The 17,623-nt window shown below is 60.7% G+C and carries 17 protein-coding genes; 6 read left to right on the top strand and 11 right to left on the bottom strand.

What is annotated here, in order from left to right:
* Positions 1-106: 106 nt before the first annotated feature.
* Positions 107-526 carry a hypothetical protein gene (locus ACVIGB_RS00575; protein ID WP_456717591.1) on the bottom strand — a complete coding sequence of 140 codons (420 nt, stop codon included), beginning with the start codon at positions 524-526 and terminating at the stop codon, positions 107-109.
* Positions 527-692: 166 nt separating this feature from the next.
* On the opposite strand from ACVIGB_RS00575, the gene ACVIGB_RS00570 reads away from it, so the two are divergent.
* A complete protein-coding gene (locus ACVIGB_RS00570) occupies positions 693-1,493 on the top strand; it encodes a thermonuclease family protein (protein WP_456717592.1) in 801 nt (266 codons plus the stop codon).
* Between the two features lie 8 nt (positions 1,494-1,501).
* Here the strand turns inward: ACVIGB_RS00570 and ACVIGB_RS00565 are convergent, their stop codons facing one another.
* On the bottom strand, positions 1,502-2,128 hold the full coding sequence (locus tag ACVIGB_RS00565) for a hypothetical protein (RefSeq protein ID WP_456717593.1): 627 nt from the start codon (positions 2,126-2,128) through the stop codon (positions 1,502-1,504).
* 32 nt (positions 2,129-2,160) lie between these two features.
* On the opposite strand from ACVIGB_RS00565, the gene ACVIGB_RS00560 reads away from it, so the two are divergent.
* Positions 2,161-2,730: a DNA polymerase III subunit chi gene (locus ACVIGB_RS00560; RefSeq protein ID WP_456717594.1), complete on the top strand. Its 570-nt coding sequence runs from the start codon at positions 2,161-2,163 to the stop codon at positions 2,728-2,730.
* On the opposite strand, the gene scpB is transcribed toward ACVIGB_RS00560, so the two are convergent.
* The 5 genes from scpB to ACVIGB_RS00535 form a co-directional block, all read right to left on the bottom strand.
* Complete coding sequence (scpB, locus tag ACVIGB_RS00555) at positions 2,667-3,359, bottom strand: SMC-Scp complex subunit ScpB (RefSeq protein ID WP_456717595.1); 693 nt, start codon at positions 3,357-3,359, stop codon at positions 2,667-2,669. The two genes, ACVIGB_RS00560 and scpB, sit on opposite strands and share 64 nt — an antisense overlap.
* Positions 3,352-4,173, bottom strand: coding sequence for a segregation and condensation protein A (locus ACVIGB_RS00550; RefSeq protein WP_456717596.1), 822 nt, complete (start codon positions 4,171-4,173; stop codon positions 3,352-3,354). Before ACVIGB_RS00550 ends, scpB begins: the two co-directional genes overlap by 8 nt.
* Positions 4,174-4,191: 18 nt before the next feature.
* Positions 4,192-4,800: an outer membrane protein gene (locus ACVIGB_RS00545; protein ID WP_456717597.1), complete on the bottom strand. Its 609-nt coding sequence runs from the start codon at positions 4,798-4,800 to the stop codon at positions 4,192-4,194.
* A gap of 304 nt (positions 4,801-5,104) precedes the next feature.
* Positions 5,105-5,959, bottom strand: a complete 855-nt coding sequence (locus ACVIGB_RS00540; RefSeq protein WP_456717598.1) for a WecB/TagA/CpsF family glycosyltransferase — start codon at positions 5,957-5,959, stop codon at positions 5,105-5,107.
* Entirely contained in the window at positions 5,956-6,558 is a 603-nt protein-coding gene (locus ACVIGB_RS00535; RefSeq protein WP_456717599.1) for a hypothetical protein, read from the bottom strand. The genes ACVIGB_RS00540 and ACVIGB_RS00535 overlap by 4 nt, the downstream gene beginning before the upstream one ends.
* Before the next feature lie 181 nt (positions 6,559-6,739).
* Here ACVIGB_RS00535 and ACVIGB_RS00530 point away from each other — a divergent pair, with 181 nt between their 5' ends.
* Complete coding sequence (locus tag ACVIGB_RS00530; protein ID WP_456717600.1) at positions 6,740-8,812, top strand: hypothetical protein; 2,073 nt, start codon at positions 6,740-6,742, stop codon at positions 8,810-8,812.
* Positions 8,813-9,138: 326 nt separating this feature from the next.
* Here the strand turns inward: ACVIGB_RS00530 and ACVIGB_RS00525 are convergent, their stop codons facing one another.
* From ACVIGB_RS00525 to ACVIGB_RS00510, 4 genes are all read right to left on the bottom strand, one after another.
* On the bottom strand, positions 9,139-9,972 hold the full coding sequence (locus ACVIGB_RS00525; RefSeq protein WP_456717601.1) for a hypothetical protein: 834 nt from the start codon (positions 9,970-9,972) through the stop codon (positions 9,139-9,141).
* Positions 9,972-11,027: a diguanylate cyclase gene (locus tag ACVIGB_RS00520; RefSeq protein ID WP_456717602.1), complete on the bottom strand. Its 1,056-nt coding sequence runs from the start codon at positions 11,025-11,027 to the stop codon at positions 9,972-9,974. The genes ACVIGB_RS00525 and ACVIGB_RS00520 overlap by 1 nt, the downstream gene beginning before the upstream one ends.
* A 479-nt stretch (positions 11,028-11,506) precedes the next feature.
* Complete coding sequence (locus ACVIGB_RS00515) at positions 11,507-11,800, bottom strand: hypothetical protein (protein ID WP_456717603.1); 294 nt, start codon at positions 11,798-11,800, stop codon at positions 11,507-11,509.
* An 11-nt stretch (positions 11,801-11,811) separates the two neighbouring features.
* Complete coding sequence (locus ACVIGB_RS00510) at positions 11,812-13,467, bottom strand: hypothetical protein (protein WP_456717604.1); 1,656 nt, start codon at positions 13,465-13,467, stop codon at positions 11,812-11,814.
* Positions 13,468-13,834: 367 nt separating this feature from the next.
* Between ACVIGB_RS00510 and ACVIGB_RS00505 the strand changes: the two genes are divergently transcribed.
* From ACVIGB_RS00505 to recQ, 3 genes are all read left to right on the top strand, one after another.
* Positions 13,835-14,674: a hypothetical protein gene (locus ACVIGB_RS00505; RefSeq protein WP_456717605.1), complete on the top strand. Its 840-nt coding sequence runs from the start codon at positions 13,835-13,837 to the stop codon at positions 14,672-14,674.
* Positions 14,671-15,657, top strand: a complete 987-nt coding sequence (locus tag ACVIGB_RS00500; protein ID WP_456717606.1) for a hypothetical protein — start codon at positions 14,671-14,673, stop codon at positions 15,655-15,657. Before ACVIGB_RS00505 ends, ACVIGB_RS00500 begins: the two co-directional genes overlap by 4 nt.
* Before the next feature lie 72 nt (positions 15,658-15,729).
* Complete coding sequence (recQ, locus tag ACVIGB_RS00495; RefSeq protein ID WP_456717607.1) at positions 15,730-17,619, top strand: DNA helicase RecQ; 1,890 nt, start codon at positions 15,730-15,732, stop codon at positions 17,617-17,619.
* The last annotated feature ends 4 nt before the right edge of the window (positions 17,620-17,623 follow it).

Raw genomic sequence — 17,623 nt, 5'->3', positions numbered from 1 at the left:
CAGCTTTGACCTCGATCGTTCCAGATCTGGAGATTACCCTCCAGGGACTCGAGAACCATGCCGTTTGGCAAGTCGTCACGATCGGCAAAAATCATAGGCCGCACAATCATTGCTCGCCCTCAGCTCGTCGCTCTTCGGCAAATGCGATTTGCTTGAGCCAGGAAAGGAACGGTGGCGCTGTGCGGAGAGCCGTTTCCGCTTCGGTCAGCAGATCGCGAGCTACCGGGCTCTCCTTGCTTTCGGCGACCAGTTCAGCGACCGCTGTCGCCACGCTTTGCCAGGCATAGAGCGGCGCGCCACCATGTAATTTTGCCCACTCTACGAGCTTTTCGGCAATTTCAGGCTGCTGGAGATGGCGACGCGAGGTCGGCAACCGAACCTGGCGCCGCGTGCAGGCGTGGTGCATGCCGAAGGGAAACCTCGGGCTCGCCGCGTCCGGGTAGGACGCGACGAGCCGCGCCCTCGCTCCTTCAACGATCTCATCGATCACGGTTCGATCGAAAGGTACGACGGACAGCCCGCCCATGCCGCTTGCACTCCCCTATCAGCCCAATGCACTCGATACGACGCCGTTACCGTATTCGAATCCTTGATTATTTCCGGCAGGCAGTGGTTTCAGTCAACCGCGCCGTTCGCGACCTGAAACAAACCTGTTGAGAGCAGGGAGGACGAAAGTTTCGGGATGCATCGCGATGCAGGCACGCGCTATGGTCCGTCAAGGTTTCATTCACGAGGATTTCTCAATGCGCCTTCTGACAGCCGTCGCTTTTGTTATCGCAGCCGCCGTTCCGGTTGCCGCCCATGCGGCGGACACATCGCTGCCAATCGTGAAGAGCCGGCCGCTTCCGGCGGCGAGGGTCGTCGCCCCGGTGCACAATGCCTGCGATCAAGTCGCAGACGGCAGTTACGTCTTCCGCGCCGGAATGCCGGCAGCCACCGACACCTACCACGTCCCGGAGCCAGGCCTGGACCAGGGCCGTTTTCGACGCCCCTTCGTCAGCCCCTTCAAGGGCTACGTCGACGAATTTCCGCCGGATCGGCCGGCTCCCAAGCCCGCCCCGCGGTTGATCTGCGGCAAGGGCGGCGCAGTGGACGGCAGCACGATCCTGCTCGGCCGACAATCGTTCCGTCTGTTCGGCATTGAGGCGCCCTCGCTTGGTGAAACCTGCCCGGATAGCCGCGGCGGCCGGTGGAATTGCGGAAGCAAGGCGCGCGCAGAGTTGCAGCGGCACCTGTCGGTTGGACCGGTCGTGTGCGAGGCTGTCGATCAGGAGGGCGACGCGATCATGTCCGCCCATTGCGAGGTTGAAGGTCGAGACATTGCCGCCGCTATGGTTCGCGACGGCTTCGCATCCGCCCAGTACCGGGACACCCCCATGTACGTCCAGCGCGAGGGCGAGGCCGTTCGCCAATTGCGGGGGATTTGGGAGGCCTACGGGCCGGCCGACGCCTCGGCGCCGGCCGCGGTCGTGCCGCATCCCCGTCACGACTAACCTGGCGGCTATAACCCCGGATGCTCGGGAAGTTCGATGATCGTGTGGGCGTCGTCGCGCCCGAGCATCTCGGCGAGGTCGCCGGCCTCGTAGAGCGCGCGTATCTCTGCCAGATAACCATCGGCACGCCGCCGACGCTCACCGCTCGGCGCAGCGACAATCTCGAACAATCGAATATGGTCCGGAACCTCACCCCTGCGCTCGCGACCGAACGCGACAACCGTCAGTTCGTCCGCGTCGACTGCCGTAGCGACTGCCTTCGCGATCCTGGCGCCGGCGTCGCAGCCGGCCACGACGAACCGTGCGTCTCCCTTTGTCGCGGCCCATCTCATGACGGCCGACACCACCTCGGCCGCAGCGGCTACTTCCGCCGACGTCGGCTCGGAATCGCCAACGGTAGCGTCAGCGCCGCGAATGACCACCACGACGATCGGACTTCGGTCGGCAATGGCGCGTTTGTACCAGGCGACGGCGTTCGGCGAGATGTAGGGCGTCGCGTAAAGTCGCGCGTCGGTCAAACGCATTTCGCCTGCACCAAAGGCCTGCCAACCAGCGAGGGACGGATTGGCACGGTAAGCCATCGAACACATCCGCGCGATATCGTAAAGATCGATCGGTTTCAGATCGCCGGCCACCCACGCCCCCGCCATGTCGCGGACCGCCCGCGATGACCGATACTTCGCAGACCCCTCCACATCCGCGCAAGTCGGAACCGCCGCAAGACACAAGCAGTTATCCGTGTCAGGTGACGTTTTATGAGTTCGCCTCCGACCCTGACGCCATGTCGATCGGTGATCTCGCCGAAGCCCACCTGAAACTGGGGCGTCGGGTCCTGATCCTGGCGGGATCGGAGGCCCGCTGCAGACATCTTTCGAAGCGGCTTTGGACTTATCGGGCTGACTCGTTCCTACCGCACGGGCTGCCGGACCAGAACGCCCGCCTGCATCCGGTCTTGCTGGACTGGACGCTTGGTCGCAATCTCAACCAGGCCGACACGATGATCGTCCTGTGTGGGCTCCTCCCGGTGCGGCCCGAGATCAGGTACGTCGACTATCTGTTCGACGGCAACACGCCCGATGAAGCAAGCAACGGCAACAGTCGCGAAGGCCTCGACGTGCGTCAGGCCAGGCAGCGCTGGTATGAGTGTGTCGAGAGGCTCAATATCACGCCGCGCTATTTTTCGTTGCGCGGCAGGACGCCGGGGTCGGTGGAAGGCTCCTGGAGCAGATCGTCCTGAACAACCTCGTCGTCAAAAACTGCGATGTCCGGCTCTTCTTCGTCCTGCTCGTTCCCTTCATCCGGTGAGACAGCAGCACCTCGTGACCGACGCATGTCATCGAGCCCTTCGTCGCGCAACTCCTTCCATTGCGGTATCGAGGCGGGCGAGTCGAGATCGTAGAGCTCGAGAAAACGCTCTGTCGGCATCCAAGTCAGCGGACGTCCTGGTCCGTCCCGGCGTGGTCCGGGCCTGATCAAGCCCGCCAGCAGCAAGGCGTCCATCGTACCCTTGGCCAGGGTCACGCCCCTGACCCGTTCAATCTCGGATCGTGTCACGGGCGCAAACAGAGCGATTGCAACTGCCGTTTCGGTGGCTGCCCGTCCCAGGGCGTGCCGTTCCTCGAAAATGCGCACGGCGAGGCCAGAAGACGACGGCCGCGTGCGAAACACCCACCCACCGGCGGTGAGCACTGGAGCAATACCGCGGCCGGCGTAGGCTCGATCAAGGGCAGCCGAAGTCTCCGCGAGGTCGGTGCCATCCGGCAAATAGGATGCGAGCTCCCGTTCCGATACCGGCCGGCCGGCAACGGCAATCGCCGATTCCACGATGACAACGGGATCAAGCCCGGTAGGCTTGGCATCAGCCATCGAGTTCATCCTCCGCTTTCCGGATCCAGATCGGGCCGAATAAATCCTCCTGGCGGAACGTCAGCCGCCCCGTCCTGGCAAGCTCCAGCATCGCAACGAAGTGCGTTGCAATCTCGGATCGGCGTCGCAATGAACTGCCACCGCTCGGCAAGAGATCACGCAGTCGATTCCAGCCCTCCAGTCGGCCGACCTGGGCTGAGAGACGTCCGATCGCATCTTCGACCGAACTCAAGTCGAACGGCTCGAGGGCCGGTATCCGCGGCGGCGCGTTGCGCTTGGCTTCGCGAACAAAGGCGGTCAACATGTCGAGCAGCGTCGCACTGGACCGGCTGCCGATCTTCTTGGGCCCGGTATCCGACAGCGACCCCGGAGGCAACCAATCGCGCCCGAGACGGTTCCTGGCGTCGAGAAAGGCAACAGCTTCCCGCAGCTTGGCGAGCCGCCGGATCCCGTCGGCCAGCTCCTTCGCATCGTCCTCGGCCGACCGCTTCTCCTCCGGCTTGACGGCTTCCGGCAGGAGCAGGCGCGACTTGAGCAGCGCCAGCCACGCGGCCATGACGAGATAATCGGCTGCCAGATCAAGCCGCAGGTCGCGATTGCTGGCGACAAAGGCGATGTACTGATCGACGAGCTGCAGGATGGAGATCTGACGAAGGTCAACCTTCTGATCCCGCGCAAGCGAAAGCAGGAGGTCGAGTGGCCCCTCATAGCCGTCGGTTGCGACCACGAAGACCAGATCGTCCGCCAGATCAGCGGATAGTCCCTCTGAAGGTACCAGCGACGGCCCCTCCATTATCGTCGCACCCTGTTCCATGCCTGCCAGCTCAGTGCCTCACCAAAGGCGCCCGTCGAAGCTATAGTCGACGCCGAATTTCAGGATCGAGGCCGACGGCTTCCAGGTCACACCGTAAATCGAGTCCGTGAATGACGGATAGAAAACGTAGTCGTACTCGGCCTTCGCGGACCAGCCGTCTCCGAGGCCCTTGCGCAATCCGCCTCCAAGCAGAACGCCTCCAAGGCGTTTCTCGTCCGAGCCCTCGACCTTGAAGGCGGTGCTTTGATAGCCGGCCTTCGCGTAACCGAGCCAGGAACGATCGAACTGATATCCGACCGACAGCGCCCCACCGAAGCCAAGCCCGGTCTTGATCGAGGTCGCCCCCAGGAGATCCGCCTTGGCATCATTCCAATCGAACGTCGCCTCGACATCGAGCAGCCAACGGGGTGCGATCGAAAAGGCATAGCCTCCCGACACACCGGCCGCGAAGCCGGTCGGTCCGAGATCGGTCTTCGCCCCCGGGAAAGTGGCCTCGACAGCCCCGAACTGCGGCCCGACAGATGCTCCGAGATGGAAACCCTCAAATGAGCCACCGGCATACGCCGGAACAGCGATAGCGGCAGACAACAGCCCCGCAACAAGCGCGGGACGAAACTTCACTGACATAATGGATACCCCCTCACCCAATCGACCAGCCCCCCGGCTGGTACGACGATTGGATCCCCATCATGCCCAAAGAGGCAGGCAGGCTCACGCCAAGAACGGGTATTTTCCACTTCTCCTCCACAGTAAGGATTCGATTCTAGCACCGCCACCAAGCCGCTGGAACCGAGGGACGACAATCCGGCCAAGGCCGCAGATACCCGTGGTTAACGCCACGGAGACTACGGGGGCGCAAGGATTAGAGATCAGTCGATGTCAAGCCACGTTTATCCCCGGCGTCAGTGGGTCACGACCTCTGGCCCCGTGACTATGGAACCGCCTTGGTGCGACGGAAAAGCAGATAGAGAGCATGCGGATTAGTGATCAGGTAACGCCAGAACAACCGGCGCGGCTCAAGCCAGAGGCGCCAAGCCCATTCCAATCCTGCGTTCTGCATCCATTGCGGCGCGCGTTGCCGGCTCCCGGACAGAAAGTTAAAAAGCCCGCCAGAAGTCTTGATGACGCCGACACCGGAAAGCCGCGGCATGAACTCTTCGACGAATGCCTGTTCGAACGGCACACCAAGCGCGACCCAGAGAAAATCCGGCGCGAGAGCATTGATCTCTGCGACCTTCGACTGCAACGCCTCGCCGCGCAGATAGCCGTGCGAATGACCGACGATCTTGAGGTTCGGATACATGCGACGGACGTTTGCGACAGCGGCTGCGTTCTCCATCTCACTGGCGCCAAACATGTAGAAAGTCAGCCCGAGAGCCTGTGCCTTGTGGGCAACGACGTGAAACAGATCAGTCGTCGCGACACGCTCGGGCAGCGGCCTTTCGGACCGAAGCTTCGACATCATGACCAGCGGCTGCCCGTCGGCATTGATCATGTCGGCAGAACGGAATAACCGGTCAGTTTCCGGCTCGGTTGAGCATCGTGAGAGCACTTCGCCATTGGCTGAGGTCAGATTTAGAGGACGACTGACTCGTCGGTGCGGGAACACCGCATCGATCATGAAATCGGCCGTCTGCTCGATATCGACCACAGCCAGCCGCAGCCCGCCAACGGTCTCACGGTGAATGCTAGCGGTTGCGGCTCTGCCGACGGGATTGATGCGACGTTCGCGCGTAACGGCCGATTTCATCGTTCCGACGCGTGAAAGGATTCGATTCGCCGTCATTGTTTCGTCTCGGTCTTCCCTGGTTTCGGGCCCAAAGGAACCCCCATGACAACCGGCGGGTCGTCCTCCTCGGCATTGTCGCAAAGATTCGTTCGGCCTGGAGCGCAACGCAGGTCGCCCTGGACCATGAACACGATCTCGACGGGAAGCATGTACGGCCCGAGAATCTGCTTCTCGGACTCCGCATCCCAGAGTGAAAGCTTGAATTCACGCTTGTAATCCGGCTTTCCGGTCGGCGTCAGCTTCACCTCGACATCCGCTGTGCGCTGCCCAACTTCCATCCGGACTATGCCGGACGGATAGGTCGGTCCCCCGAACAATTCCGGCGGGGCCGGATAATCGCCGGACGGTTCGACCTTCCATCGGATGACGATCGGCATGCCGTCGTCCAGAACCCGCTCGACATAGAGGTGCCGTGACAATCGCTCGTTGGCCTCCTGTTCCATCGGCGTGACGCCTCCCGGCGCCCCGACCCCTGGCTCCCAATCAAGAACCACCGGAAGCTCGCGACGAGGCGGTGCCGGCATGCTGCCATCCCCGGCCGCAGAGACCTGGGGGACAAGAAAAAATGCAAGCGTAGTCAGCGCGGCTATTTTCATGAGTGTCTCCTTGGTGACGTCATGGCGGCCAGAGCAGAGCCCGTCAACCAAGCTCACCATTCCATGCCGCATTGTCCCTGATCTGTCCCCAGACAACCTGTTGTGATGGTCTACGAATCCTTGCCCGGTTGGGACGCGGTCGCTTACCTTTTCCTCGTCAATCTGCAGACAGGGGACCTCTGTGATCTTTGCTTCGATGCTGCGCGTCGTGCTCGGGGCGCTACTGCTCGTGGCACCGTTCGCGTTCGCCTTCGGTTTGCCCTGGGTGAAGATTGGAATCTGGCACGAAACGGAAACCGTCACCGTTGCCCTACATTTCGTTTCGGGTCTCTTGGCCGTGGCGATTGCCGCTCTCGCCCTGGCCGGCGATCGCCGCGCCGCCGCCGCATTAAGGCATCCGGTTACGTTATGTTTCGCCGCAATTTCCGGATTAACGGTGCTGCAGGCGATGCTCTCTCCGATCGCAGGGTTTGACGCACCTCGAACCCTGCACGGATTGATCGGCTACGGCATTGGTGGCCTTTGGTTCCTCGATTGCGCCGTGCTCTTCGCGGGTTACCTCGCCATCGGATCGGACGCGTGGAGGAATGCCCATGCGGCGGCCGGCGGAGCAGCCGCATGCCTTGCCAGCCTTCTGACACTTGCTTGGCCACCGCATACAGCCAGTGGCTGGCTTGGCCCTCTGGCAATCCTTGCCGCGACTCCATTGTTTGCCGCAAGGCCAAGGGCCATGCCTTTCCTTGGCGGAGCGGCTCTGGCGGTAGGCGCCGCAGTTTCGGAAAGCGCGACGACGTGGGTCGCAATCATTGTGGCCACATTTGCAGTGAGTGTTATCGCCAAGGGACGCTTTGCACTGGAAAAAGATCGGTTCCGGGCCGCAGCAATGATTTCCTCCACGGCCTTCCTGCTCGGCATCCCGGCGGGATTGGCGCTGCTTCCAGAGCCGCTCGAACTCGTTTCCACGTCGCAGATCACGCCGGCGATTATGAGCATCGACGGGATCCCGTCAGTCGATCCGCGCGATCATGTTTCTATCGACGCCAAGCCATACGGTTCACTTTGGGCCACTGCCCGGAAGACCCGGGCGGTCGTGGACAGCCTTTTCCAGAATCCGCTTTATCTGGCGATCGGTCGCGGCTGGGGGGCCTATCCTGACATTATCGCCGAGCAGCTGCGAACGATTCCGGGGCGCGCTTTTGCCTCTGGGTCAGAGACTTCGTCCAGAACGTTGTGGCAGAAAACGCCGACCGATGAACTCTACAGCGGCAATCTCCTGCTGGAGTCATTGGCGTCGCTCGGCGTCGCCGGTGCGCTGCTTGTTGGCCTGCTGCTTGTCTCTCCGCTCGTCTGGGCTGGGCCGAGAACAGTTCTTCCAGCTGCCTTCCTGGTAATAGGCTTCGCCATCGCGGTCGTGACTGGTCCCCTTCGCAACGCGGCGGCGCCATTCCTTGCTCTTGCTTTTGCTTCGGTCTCTCACATCGATCGTCGACGCTGCTGCACCATCAGCCGCCGCACAGTTGCAGGGCTGGCATCACCATTGGCGGCAGCTGGAGCAGGCATCTCATTGGTCTACTTCGCCAGTATCATGCTCGGTGTTGCGAACCTGGAATATAAAACGCGCCAAGCTCAGCCGCTCCAGGTCCCCAATCCCGAACTGTGTCGTCCGGTCGCTGGTCACCTGATCCCGGCCCGCGATATCAACGCAGCGCTCTTCCGGCGCTTCGTGGACCAGGGAGAAACTGAACCCGCTCCCTTTGCTTGGTTTACACGGCGCATCCTGGCTACCGTCAACTATTCCTGCATCATGCGAGATCTTGCCGAGCATGGCGCCGGAGCGGCATTCCTGGTGTCATTCCTCGAGCTCAGGCACCGCTTGCTGCTATCCAGCGGCAACTTCCCGCCGATCGTGACCGCCCTGGATCCCGAAGTGAAGCACTGGGGTGACGACATTGCCCACCTCTTGGCGGTAGCGCCCGACCGTACCGACTTGATCATTCCATACGTCAGTTGGATCGTGGCCGGCGGTGACAAGGACGCTTCGCTCGCCGCGATTTCCGCCATGATCGCCCTAGCAACTGATCCTGCAGATCCGGTTGCGGCATGGCTGAAGTCGAAACGCGCGGAGCTCATGGGCAACGAAGCTGAATACAGGGCACAAATGACAGTCGCATTGCGCGCCGGCCTTGCCAATCTAATTCCCATGCGCCGCTCGGAGACCGACGGTTTTGTCCGGCGAGGAATCGCCGGTCGGTGACATCTGCCGATATCCGATACCCCCGAGCGTTGCCTGGATTTTTGACCGCAACGCCACCACACCCAATCTCAATTCCCTCCAAGACTATGGGGGACCAGATGCAGCCCTGGGCCATCCAAATGATACTACGACGCCTGATTGCCTCGCGCGGCTGGCCCAATTATCCTTCCCGATCATGTCCTGGAGTGACCGATGAAACACGCCGTCCCGAGACATGGAACGCAAGTCCCTAGCCGTAGAGAAGCGCGAGTTGACCTTTCCGATCAGAACGCGCTGACCCACATTAATCTCGTCGGCAATTATTTTTTGCCGCTATGATAGCTGGATCAGGGGAACGGGCCGGCAACCGGAGCGGGTGGAGGTCGTCTAAGATCCTCAAATCTGACTTCCGATACCAAGACTTCGCCGAGCCGCTTTCGCTCCTCCGCAAGCCAAGCCTGGCCTGCGGTACTTTTGAGCCAATCCGGCGCCCGCAAGACCGCTCGCACGTGATCATCAATGTGCTCGCCATCCGAGAGCCCAGCCTTGTGTCGGAAAAAGTGCTCGACGCCGCGATCTTTTGCAGTTCTCTCTATCCGTGCTGCCAGGTCCGGCAACTTTGCCATGATCTGATCGGATTCGGGAGGATTGAGAAGCCGGCTGAGATCAACTTTGCATCCTCCGGAGATCCGGCCCCGAATCATGGTGCGCGAGATGCGATCCCACACCTTCCCTCGCGATTTCCATTCTGCGGCCAGGATATCGTCAGGACGGTCGGTGTTGTCCCAATAGACATACTCGCGCACCCATGGCGAAAGCTCTTCTAGAAAGATCTTGAGCCATCGTCCGCGCTCCGTCCGGACCACCCCATATACGTTCGACCCGACGGGAAAGAGATCCACCCGAAACTCAAAATCGGTCAGCGGATGGCGCACGCCCTCACGGTCGGCCTTGCGACCCCGATCAATCTCATCCCAAGCGGATGACAGCGGCGCTCTTCCATCGTCCGGGCCGCCGGCACATGCTGCATCCAGCTTCCGACAAGCGTGATTCGCCAAGAACGTGGCAAGCTCATCGGCGGACAACTCCGCGATCCGAGGCGCGAAACCCTCCAAAAGATCGTAGACCCGACCGAGGCTGGTGTCCGGGAAGACTATCCCGCCGTGAATAACGATGCTCACTAGCCAACCGCGCGCAAGGGGACGTCTTTGACGGCGTCCTCATCTTCACACATCACGCGGTTGCGGCCATTGCGTTTTGACCGGTAGAGCGCCTCGTCGGCTCGCCCAATCCAGGTCTCAAGGCCGTCGATCGGCTGGAGCGTCGCAACACCGATAGAGACGGTCAGGCGCCCGAGCAATTCCCCGGTGGATTTCTTCTTGATATCCCGACCCATGATGGTTCGCCGGACGCGCTCTGCGACTTCAGCCGCCTCCTCAAGTGGCGAGTTCTCGAGCACGATCGCGAATTCCTCACCACCGTACCGGGCCACGGTATGATCATCGGAGACACACGATTGCAGACAGTTCGCCACCATCCGCAGCACCTGATCGCCGATCTGATGACCGAGCCGGTCGTTGAACGACTTGAAATGATCGATGTCGACCAGGAGCAAAGACACGGGTTGCTGCCGCTTCCCGTTATTCACGAGGCTAGTCACCTTCTCGTCGAAATAGCGGCGATTATAGACTTCCGTCAGAGCGTCACGCACGCTGTGCTCACGCGCGGCCCGCAGGTCGTCTCGCAGCGTCTCGATCTCGCTCCGTGAGGCCTGCAACCGGGCCTGGAGAGCGCTGTTGCCGCTCTGGATACGGGCGGTCGCCTCCACCAGCTTCTCGGTGAATGCATAGATGCTCTTCGGGTTCTTGGGGTCGAGGCTCCGCCGCGCCTGATCGATTTCGGTAAACGCATCACCGGTCTGGCCGGCCGCTTCCGCGATAGACGAAATAGCACTCGTCAAGGCCTCGGCTAGCCGATCGCCAGCCTCGTCAACTTCATCTGTCTTTCGACCACCACTGAACACCCGACTGTGGATCGCGTCGACCTCTGCCTGGATAGCGGGCGCATTCCGCAGCGAAAGCACGCCGTCGATGTCACTCGAAAGCTGGGGAATTGTTCCCGCGAAATACGTGTAAAACACCTCGAACGTGCCAGGATCAGGACGAAGTGCGAGAGCTTCAATCCTGGCAAGCGCCTGATTTGCGATCGCCCAGTCGTCCAACTTGCGTTCAATCATCGGGTTTACGTCGTCCCTTAGTCGAAAATACCGTAGAAGGCAGGATGTTAATCAGAAGTTAAAATACGCAATCGAGTCCTTGATGGGTCGTTTCATCCACACGCTTCTCCGCCAACACGGAAGCTTCTCGTGGCAACCAACAAATCGTCACCAACACGAGCCACTAAGCGCACACCGGTCAAGGATTCGCAACTGTCAGTTACTAAGACGTTCGCTAACCCGCGCCGGTTGGGTTAATCAATTGTGTCGGGGATGACTCAGAATGCAGCTGCCACACTGGTGACCCTAAACAGGGCGTGAGAAACCAGCGTCAGTCAGGCCCTGCTTTCCCGTACTTTCCACCGAAATCGGCTCCCTCGGTCGAGGCGCATTCTGTGCGCAGCGGCGCATAACCGAGGGAGCCGGCTGCAACCCCTCCAGGCCGCAGCCGGCTCCCTACCAAGGACGTGAGCGGGACACCGGGACGAGGAGCGTGTCGATCACGAGCGCGGCGCCGGCGGGTCGATACCGAGAGCGGACGCCAATGTGGCCAAATCTACGTCCGCATCGTCGAGCGTCACTGGCGCGCCAGTAACAACGGCATCTCGAAGTATTTGTTGGCCAGCGCTGTCAAGGCTATCCGCGAGAAGCTTCAGCAGTCGCCCCTCCTGAAGGGCCCGCTCAACCGTTTCATGATCCAGCTCAACACTGCTGTTCTCGTAGTCGTCGGCGACGCGAAGGAGGTTAAGTTTCCCCTTGATCGGGCCGTTTGTCGTGATCTCAATCCGGTTCACTACCCTCTCCGCTACATCGCAAAGGAAGACGAAGGCTGATCATCTTCCGAAACCGGAATTGGAATGATCGGATCGCTTACGACCGACTTTCGTCGGCCGCGGCCTTCTTCTTTCCGTCGGCGATCTGGCGGAGTGTCGAGATGAAGGTCCCGAACTGCTGCGGGGTCGCTTGCGAGATCGGATCCTGGATCTGCGCTTCCTCCGAGTCGCCTCGCTCCCACGGAGTGTATTGCCTGCTGGATTGCATCATCGGTTATCCCCTGTTTTCGTGCGATAGCCGCAAAGGCATCGTCGTAGCTAATCAGATTTAGTTTGGTCGATTTCCCGCTCAGAGTAAGCCATAACTGCTTCTCAGGCACCCACAAAAGTGCCTGCAACTCGCAGATGCTCATCTTGTAACCGTGAAGGTCAAGGATTCGTAAAGCGCGGTTCGTAACTTGTCGCATCCACCGGCGCTTGCTCTTGCTGCCGGGTGCATCCACCGGCGCTCCGAGCGACTTGATAATGGATTCGGCCGCGTTAGGCCACTCAAGTTCAGCTTTACGTCTCGAGATCGACGCGTTGTCCGACCCCTGTTCTACGAGCGAACTGCGCACTTCTTCCCAGGTTCTCTGAACCTTTCGAGCATAGGCGAGCAAGTCATCGTTCTCGAGCACTCCCAGGTCATCGGGATCTATCCAAGCATCTTGACGCCGCAACGCAGCAGCAATGTTATTGTCTCGCGCGAGCGAAGAACTAAGACGATCCACTTGATCGGACGTAACCGAATCCTTCATCAAAGTTCCAGTATAGCGGCCGAAGGTGCGTGTATACCACAGATCAATCGTAAGCGAGGAATATATTCCTAGAAGGTTTGCGAGGAATGAATTTCCAATCTTTGGGCCGAAGACAATTCCGCCTACAACCGGCTCGTCAACCATTTCACCGCCGCTGATCCGCATGCCGGACGCTGCGGCCGCCGCGGCCACTTCAGCCATAGTGAACTCGGTCGTCAGGAATGTGCGAAGTGCTGCGTAATCGTGCTGGAAGACCTCGACCAGTTGGTTAAACTTCTGGAGATTTCGCTGTATCGACAGCGCTTTGGTGCCCATGACCACAGTCGTGTCGAAGCGGCCATGCTTGACATAGTGCTCGAACTGTTTCTTGGCGAACCTGGCGTTGTCCCTTACGGTGACCGACTGGCTCGTAATGGCCATTGCGGCAACCATCACCAAGTGAGCATCGCGTGCGCTCGTAAACCCGGCTGCTTTGGATCGAACCGCAGCAGCGTCGTCGATGATCTCGGGATGCATGAGCCCGATGATAGCCTCCGCCTTTTTCAGCGAAGACGTGTACCAATGCTGTGCTTCCGCGTGGCCATCGCGCTGGATAGCCGCAATGACTTCCATCGCCATGGTGCGAGCGATGCGGTCGTCGCCTTCCGGAGAGGGGCCGGTGATCGGCTTGCCACCAAGATCCTCGAGTGACAGTTCGAGCAGATACCGGCTGATCTCGGCGTTCGTACGGATCTGAGAAGCAAACTTCGGCCTCGGACCGTCCAGGAAGTTGCCAATGAAGCTCTTTGGCATCACCTTTCGCTTGACGGCGGTCGAACGACGCCGGCGCCGCGCCGGCGCTTCATCAGCGCTCGCAACGGCTTCAACTCGCGGTGGAAATGACTTGGACAAGAGGGTGGTCGCATTCAGGAGGGGTTTCTGCGACCATAATCGGCAGTCCTGCAATCACAAACCTGTCGTATTCTAATCCTTGTGTATACCGATTGCTCTTGGCGTTCAGCCTTTCAAGTCGGGAGGCTATGGTGTCGACCTGCCTCAGAACCGGAATTCAACCATGTCTCGCCAGCTGACAATCAGGGTTCCCGCGACCATTCGCGGTATCGCAAGGCGCCAAAGCAAGGTGAAAACGTTTTGGTGCCATGTCGCAGCGACTGTCGAAGTGCCCGAGGCGGAGCAGCTGGATAACCCAGAGGCCCTCGTACTCAGCTACGAGCGATGGTCCAAATTCGGGCGACCACGGAAGAAGGAAACCGTCCGCATGGTCTCGGCCGGCCACGCAGGCGCGCTTTATCGCCAGCTGAAAGGTCCGACCGGGCGCGCGGCGACGTTCGAGGATCTGGTCGCCCAGGATGAGGTGTGGGGGCAGAATCCGTTCTTCTCCAAGTTCAGGGGGCGAGCCCAGGCCTCCTACAATGAGCTCCTCGGCAGCATGCGCGAGATCCACAAGGACAACACGGCCTGGCCGGTTGAGCGCGCCAAGAAGGTCGCTTCCGACCTGCTCCTGGTCGACGGTCAGCTTTGGCGCCGGGATCTCGAGCCGATCTGGACGGTTACGCTGGATCGAGAGGCGACTACCGACTATCAGAAGCCCTTCCCCAATTCGATCCAGCCAGGAATCCCCTTCCCGCTTCTCGACCGCGTAGCCGCCGAAGAGACCGCCGCGGCGTGGGCCGCGCGAGCCGGTGTGAAATTCAAATCTTCCGGAATGACTCTTCAGGAAGCCGACGGCCGCTTCCTCGTCCGCGACCGCGACGGCCTGTTGCGCGAGTTGATGACCACGGCCTTCCACTCAGCCCGCCGCGCGCTCACCGCACAGTACTGGATGTCGGGCCTGCCGGCTGACATCGCCAGCAAGGTCGATGAAACTGAGGCTATGCTGATGCCGGGGGGCATGCTCTCGGGCGCCGCTGAACGGATCGACTCCCTGTTTCGTCAGATCGATCGTGACGATCAATATGGAATTCCGGCCCCCCGCGGCTCGTGGCTGACCGCCGTCGAGGCCGCGGTTGCCCTCGGGCTCGAGCCGGATCTCATCGCCGGCGGTCCCTCGATCCAATTCGACCCGAACGACGAGCTCCTGCTTGGAGCGTTGGCGTGATCGGGTCTCGCAAACCGACACTCGGTCTCGGCGGATTGGCTCTACTCGAATGGGTGACAGAAAAAGGTCCCGGGACACGCTTTTTTACCCAGAGCGACAGCAACGAGATCTACCTCTATGAACGGACGGTAACCGAGGACGGCAAGCCTCACATCAATCGTCCTTGGCCGCCGTTCGGCGACTGGCGCGTCAACCCCACGGCCGTCAACATCATGGCCCAGTTCGCCAATAACGTGAACGTGGACACGTATCAGTTCCGCAAATCCGGATTCTTCGAGCATTTCCATCCGCTTGGTCACACTGGGCTGGACCGGAAGGCTGAGGTTGCTCGCTACGAGAAATTCTGTCGCGAATTCGTCGGCAGGAAAGATGCTTTTCACTTCTCCCAATCCATCTATCTGCCAACTCCGGTCGCCTTCTCTTTCATGGCCGAAGCCGGCGCCAGGCAACTCGCCAACCTCCGTGCAAAGCGTGACGCAGCTCGCGCCTCGATCGCACGGACAGTCGTGATCGGAAGGGCCTGTGTCCTGCGGCCAACATTGCCCGACGATGTGCAGCGTATCCTGCCTAAGGGCGCGACCCTCCCGCTGCCGAGCAGAAAGATCACGCGCGCCTACGCGACGGCCACAGTGGTGAAGGAGACCGCAAACAGGCTCTATTTGGAGAATATCGAACGCCTGCCGCTGATCGGAAATAGCACCTGGCAGGACGACCCTATTTCTGGCACCGATCCGCACCGATATGTCGAAAAGTCGGCCGTTCTGCTCGATCACGCCTCGGCGGAGGCGGCTGCGGCCCTTTCGGAGCTCGACCGTGGTTACGCAGAGGACTTCGAGCGACTATCCGGCGAACTCGCTCGCCGCACCGTCGCCGCAGTGGCCGAGATGCACTCCCGGATGCTACAGAAGGATGCTGAATATCGCGATTCGGTCCTGGAAATCCTGTCGGGCGCGGCTCGCCGCGATACCGCACCGAAGCCGTAAGAACTTCATTTCCAAGGATTAGAATACCGATATTAACCACTCTTTCACCCGCCCCGGGGCACACTATCCGGCATGATTGAAGCGCAAAATTCCTACTCCGACCCCCTCGCCACGCTGAAGACGGTGTTTGGGCATTCCGAATTCAGGGGTCCCCAGGGTGAAGTGATCGACCACATCATCGACGGCCGCGATGCGGTGGTGTTGTTTCCGACCGGTGCCGGAAAATCGCTGTGCTTCCAGATCCCCGCCCTCTGTCGCAAGGGGACCGGCATCGTGATCTCGCCGCTGATCGCACTCATGCGCGATCAGGTCGAAAAGCTCCGCCAGATCGGCCTTCGGGCTGCCTATCTGAACTCGAGCCTCTCTCGGTCCGAGCAGAAAAACGTCGAGGCCCAGCTGCTGGCTGGCGAATTCGATCTCCTTTATGTGACCCCCGAGCGGATGGCGACGGTTGGTTTCTCCCGAATCCTCGAGAAGACAAAGATTTCCGTGTTGGCCATCGACGAGGCCCATTGTGTCTCCACCTGGGGGCACGACTTCCGACCGGAATACCGAGAACTGGGCACTCTCAAGAGCCGGTTTCCCGGCGTGCCGATCGTGGCACTGACTGCAACCGCGGATCCCCAGACCCTGACCGATATGATCGCGAGCCTCGGGCTCGAGGGTGCCCGTCGATTCACCAAATCTTTCGATCGTCCCAACATCTCCTACGCGATCGAGGAAAAGGCAAAAGACTGGAAGAAGCAACTGCTGGGCTTCGTTTCAGACCACAAGGGCGAAAGTGGCATCATTTATTGCCTCAGCCGGAAAAAGACTGAAGAGCTCGCTGCCTTCTTGTGCAAGCAGGGGTACAGGTCCTTGCCGTATCACGCGAACCTCACCCCGGCCATCCGGGACGCCAACCAGGCAGCTTTCACCGGCGGCCGCGGCGTTGTCATGTGCGCGACCATTGCGTTCGGCATGGGCATCGACAAGGCGGATGTGCGCTTCGTGGCGCACGCAGACCTGCCGTCCTCTGTCGAGGCCTATTACCAGGAAACCGGCCGCGCGGGTCGCGACGGCGCGCCCTCGCATACGCTCATGCTGTTCGGCTCCGGAGACGTTTCCCGGCGCCGGCGCATGATCCGAAAGGGCAAGGGCGGTGTAGCTGAAAAGCGCACCGGGACATGCAAGCTCGATGCGCTGATCGGCATCTGCGAAACGCCCGGCTGCCGCCGCGCCGCCATCCTTGGACATTTCGACGAGCGTTATCCCGGCGCCTGCATGGCCTGTGATACATGCATCGAACCGCCCGATACCATCGACGGCACCTCCGTGGTGCGCAAAGCGCTTGAGGCAATCCGCGCCACCGGCGAGCGTTTCCAGGCGCATGAAATTGTTCAGTTCCTGCGCGGCGACGTGCCAGATCGCATGGCAAGCAAGAAGGATATCGATTTGACGGCGGCAGGTCGCGGCCGCGACATCGGGGAAACGACATGGCGGTCAACCCTGCGGCAAGCGATCGCGCTCGGCCTGGCGTCGGTAGACTACGCCGGCATGGCCGGCTTGAAAATCACCGAGGCTGGAGCTGCCGTGCTCGACGCAGGGGCCCAGGTGGAGCTCCGGCTCGATCCAGTGATCGACGAGGCACCGGCGCGCGCGAAGAAACTCCGCGGTTTTGCCCGGCAGGGAAGCCGCCGCAAGTCGAAGATCACCTCGAGGCAGAGCAACCTGCTCACCACAAGGGCCCCTGGCGACACGCTGTTCAATGCCCTGCGGCGAACGCGCATGAGTTTGGCCAGATCGCGAAAGGTCAAGCCCTACATTGTCGCCCACGACAAGACCTTGCGTGGCATCGTAGATCGCATGCCGAAAACACGCCTCGAGCTCGCGGAAATTTTTGGCATCGACGCCGTAAAGGCCGACCGCTACGGTCCCGCATTCCTCGAAGTGGTCGCCGAATACGGTAGTGTCTCAGTTTGAATTT

Source organism: Bradyrhizobium sp. USDA 4341 (genome assembly GCF_054063755.1).
Note: the sequence above shows the minus strand (reverse complement) of the source record. Positions and strands in the feature narration are given on the sequence as shown.

Coding starts and splice junctions, on each gene's coding strand:
- ACVIGB_RS00575 (WP_456717591.1), bottom strand. CDS start 526: ATGGGCGGGCTGTCCGTCGTACCTTTCGATCGAACCGTGATCGATGAG.
- ACVIGB_RS00570 (WP_456717592.1), top strand. CDS start 693: ATGCAGGCACGCGCTATGGTCCGTCAAGGTTTCATTCACGAGGATTTC.
- ACVIGB_RS00560 (WP_456717594.1), top strand. CDS start 2,161: ATGACCGATACTTCGCAGACCCCTCCACATCCGCGCAAGTCGGAACCG.
- scpB (WP_456717595.1), bottom strand. CDS start 3,359: ATGGCTGATGCCAAGCCTACCGGGCTTGATCCCGTTGTCATCGTGGAA.
- ACVIGB_RS00550 (WP_456717596.1), bottom strand. CDS start 4,173: ATGGAACAGGGTGCGACGATAATGGAGGGGCCGTCGCTGGTACCTTCA.
- ACVIGB_RS00545 (WP_456717597.1), bottom strand. CDS start 4,800: ATGTCAGTGAAGTTTCGTCCCGCGCTTGTTGCGGGGCTGTTGTCTGCC.
- ACVIGB_RS00540 (WP_456717598.1), bottom strand. CDS start 5,959: ATGACGGCGAATCGAATCCTTTCACGCGTCGGAACGATGAAATCGGCC.
- ACVIGB_RS00535 (WP_456717599.1), bottom strand. CDS start 6,558: ATGAAAATAGCCGCGCTGACTACGCTTGCATTTTTTCTTGTCCCCCAG.
- ACVIGB_RS00520 (WP_456717602.1), bottom strand. CDS start 11,027: ATGATTGAACGCAAGTTGGACGACTGGGCGATCGCAAATCAGGCGCTT.
- ACVIGB_RS00505 (WP_456717605.1), top strand. CDS start 13,835: ATGGTCTCGGCCGGCCACGCAGGCGCGCTTTATCGCCAGCTGAAAGGT.
- recQ (WP_456717607.1), top strand. CDS start 15,730: ATGATTGAAGCGCAAAATTCCTACTCCGACCCCCTCGCCACGCTGAAG.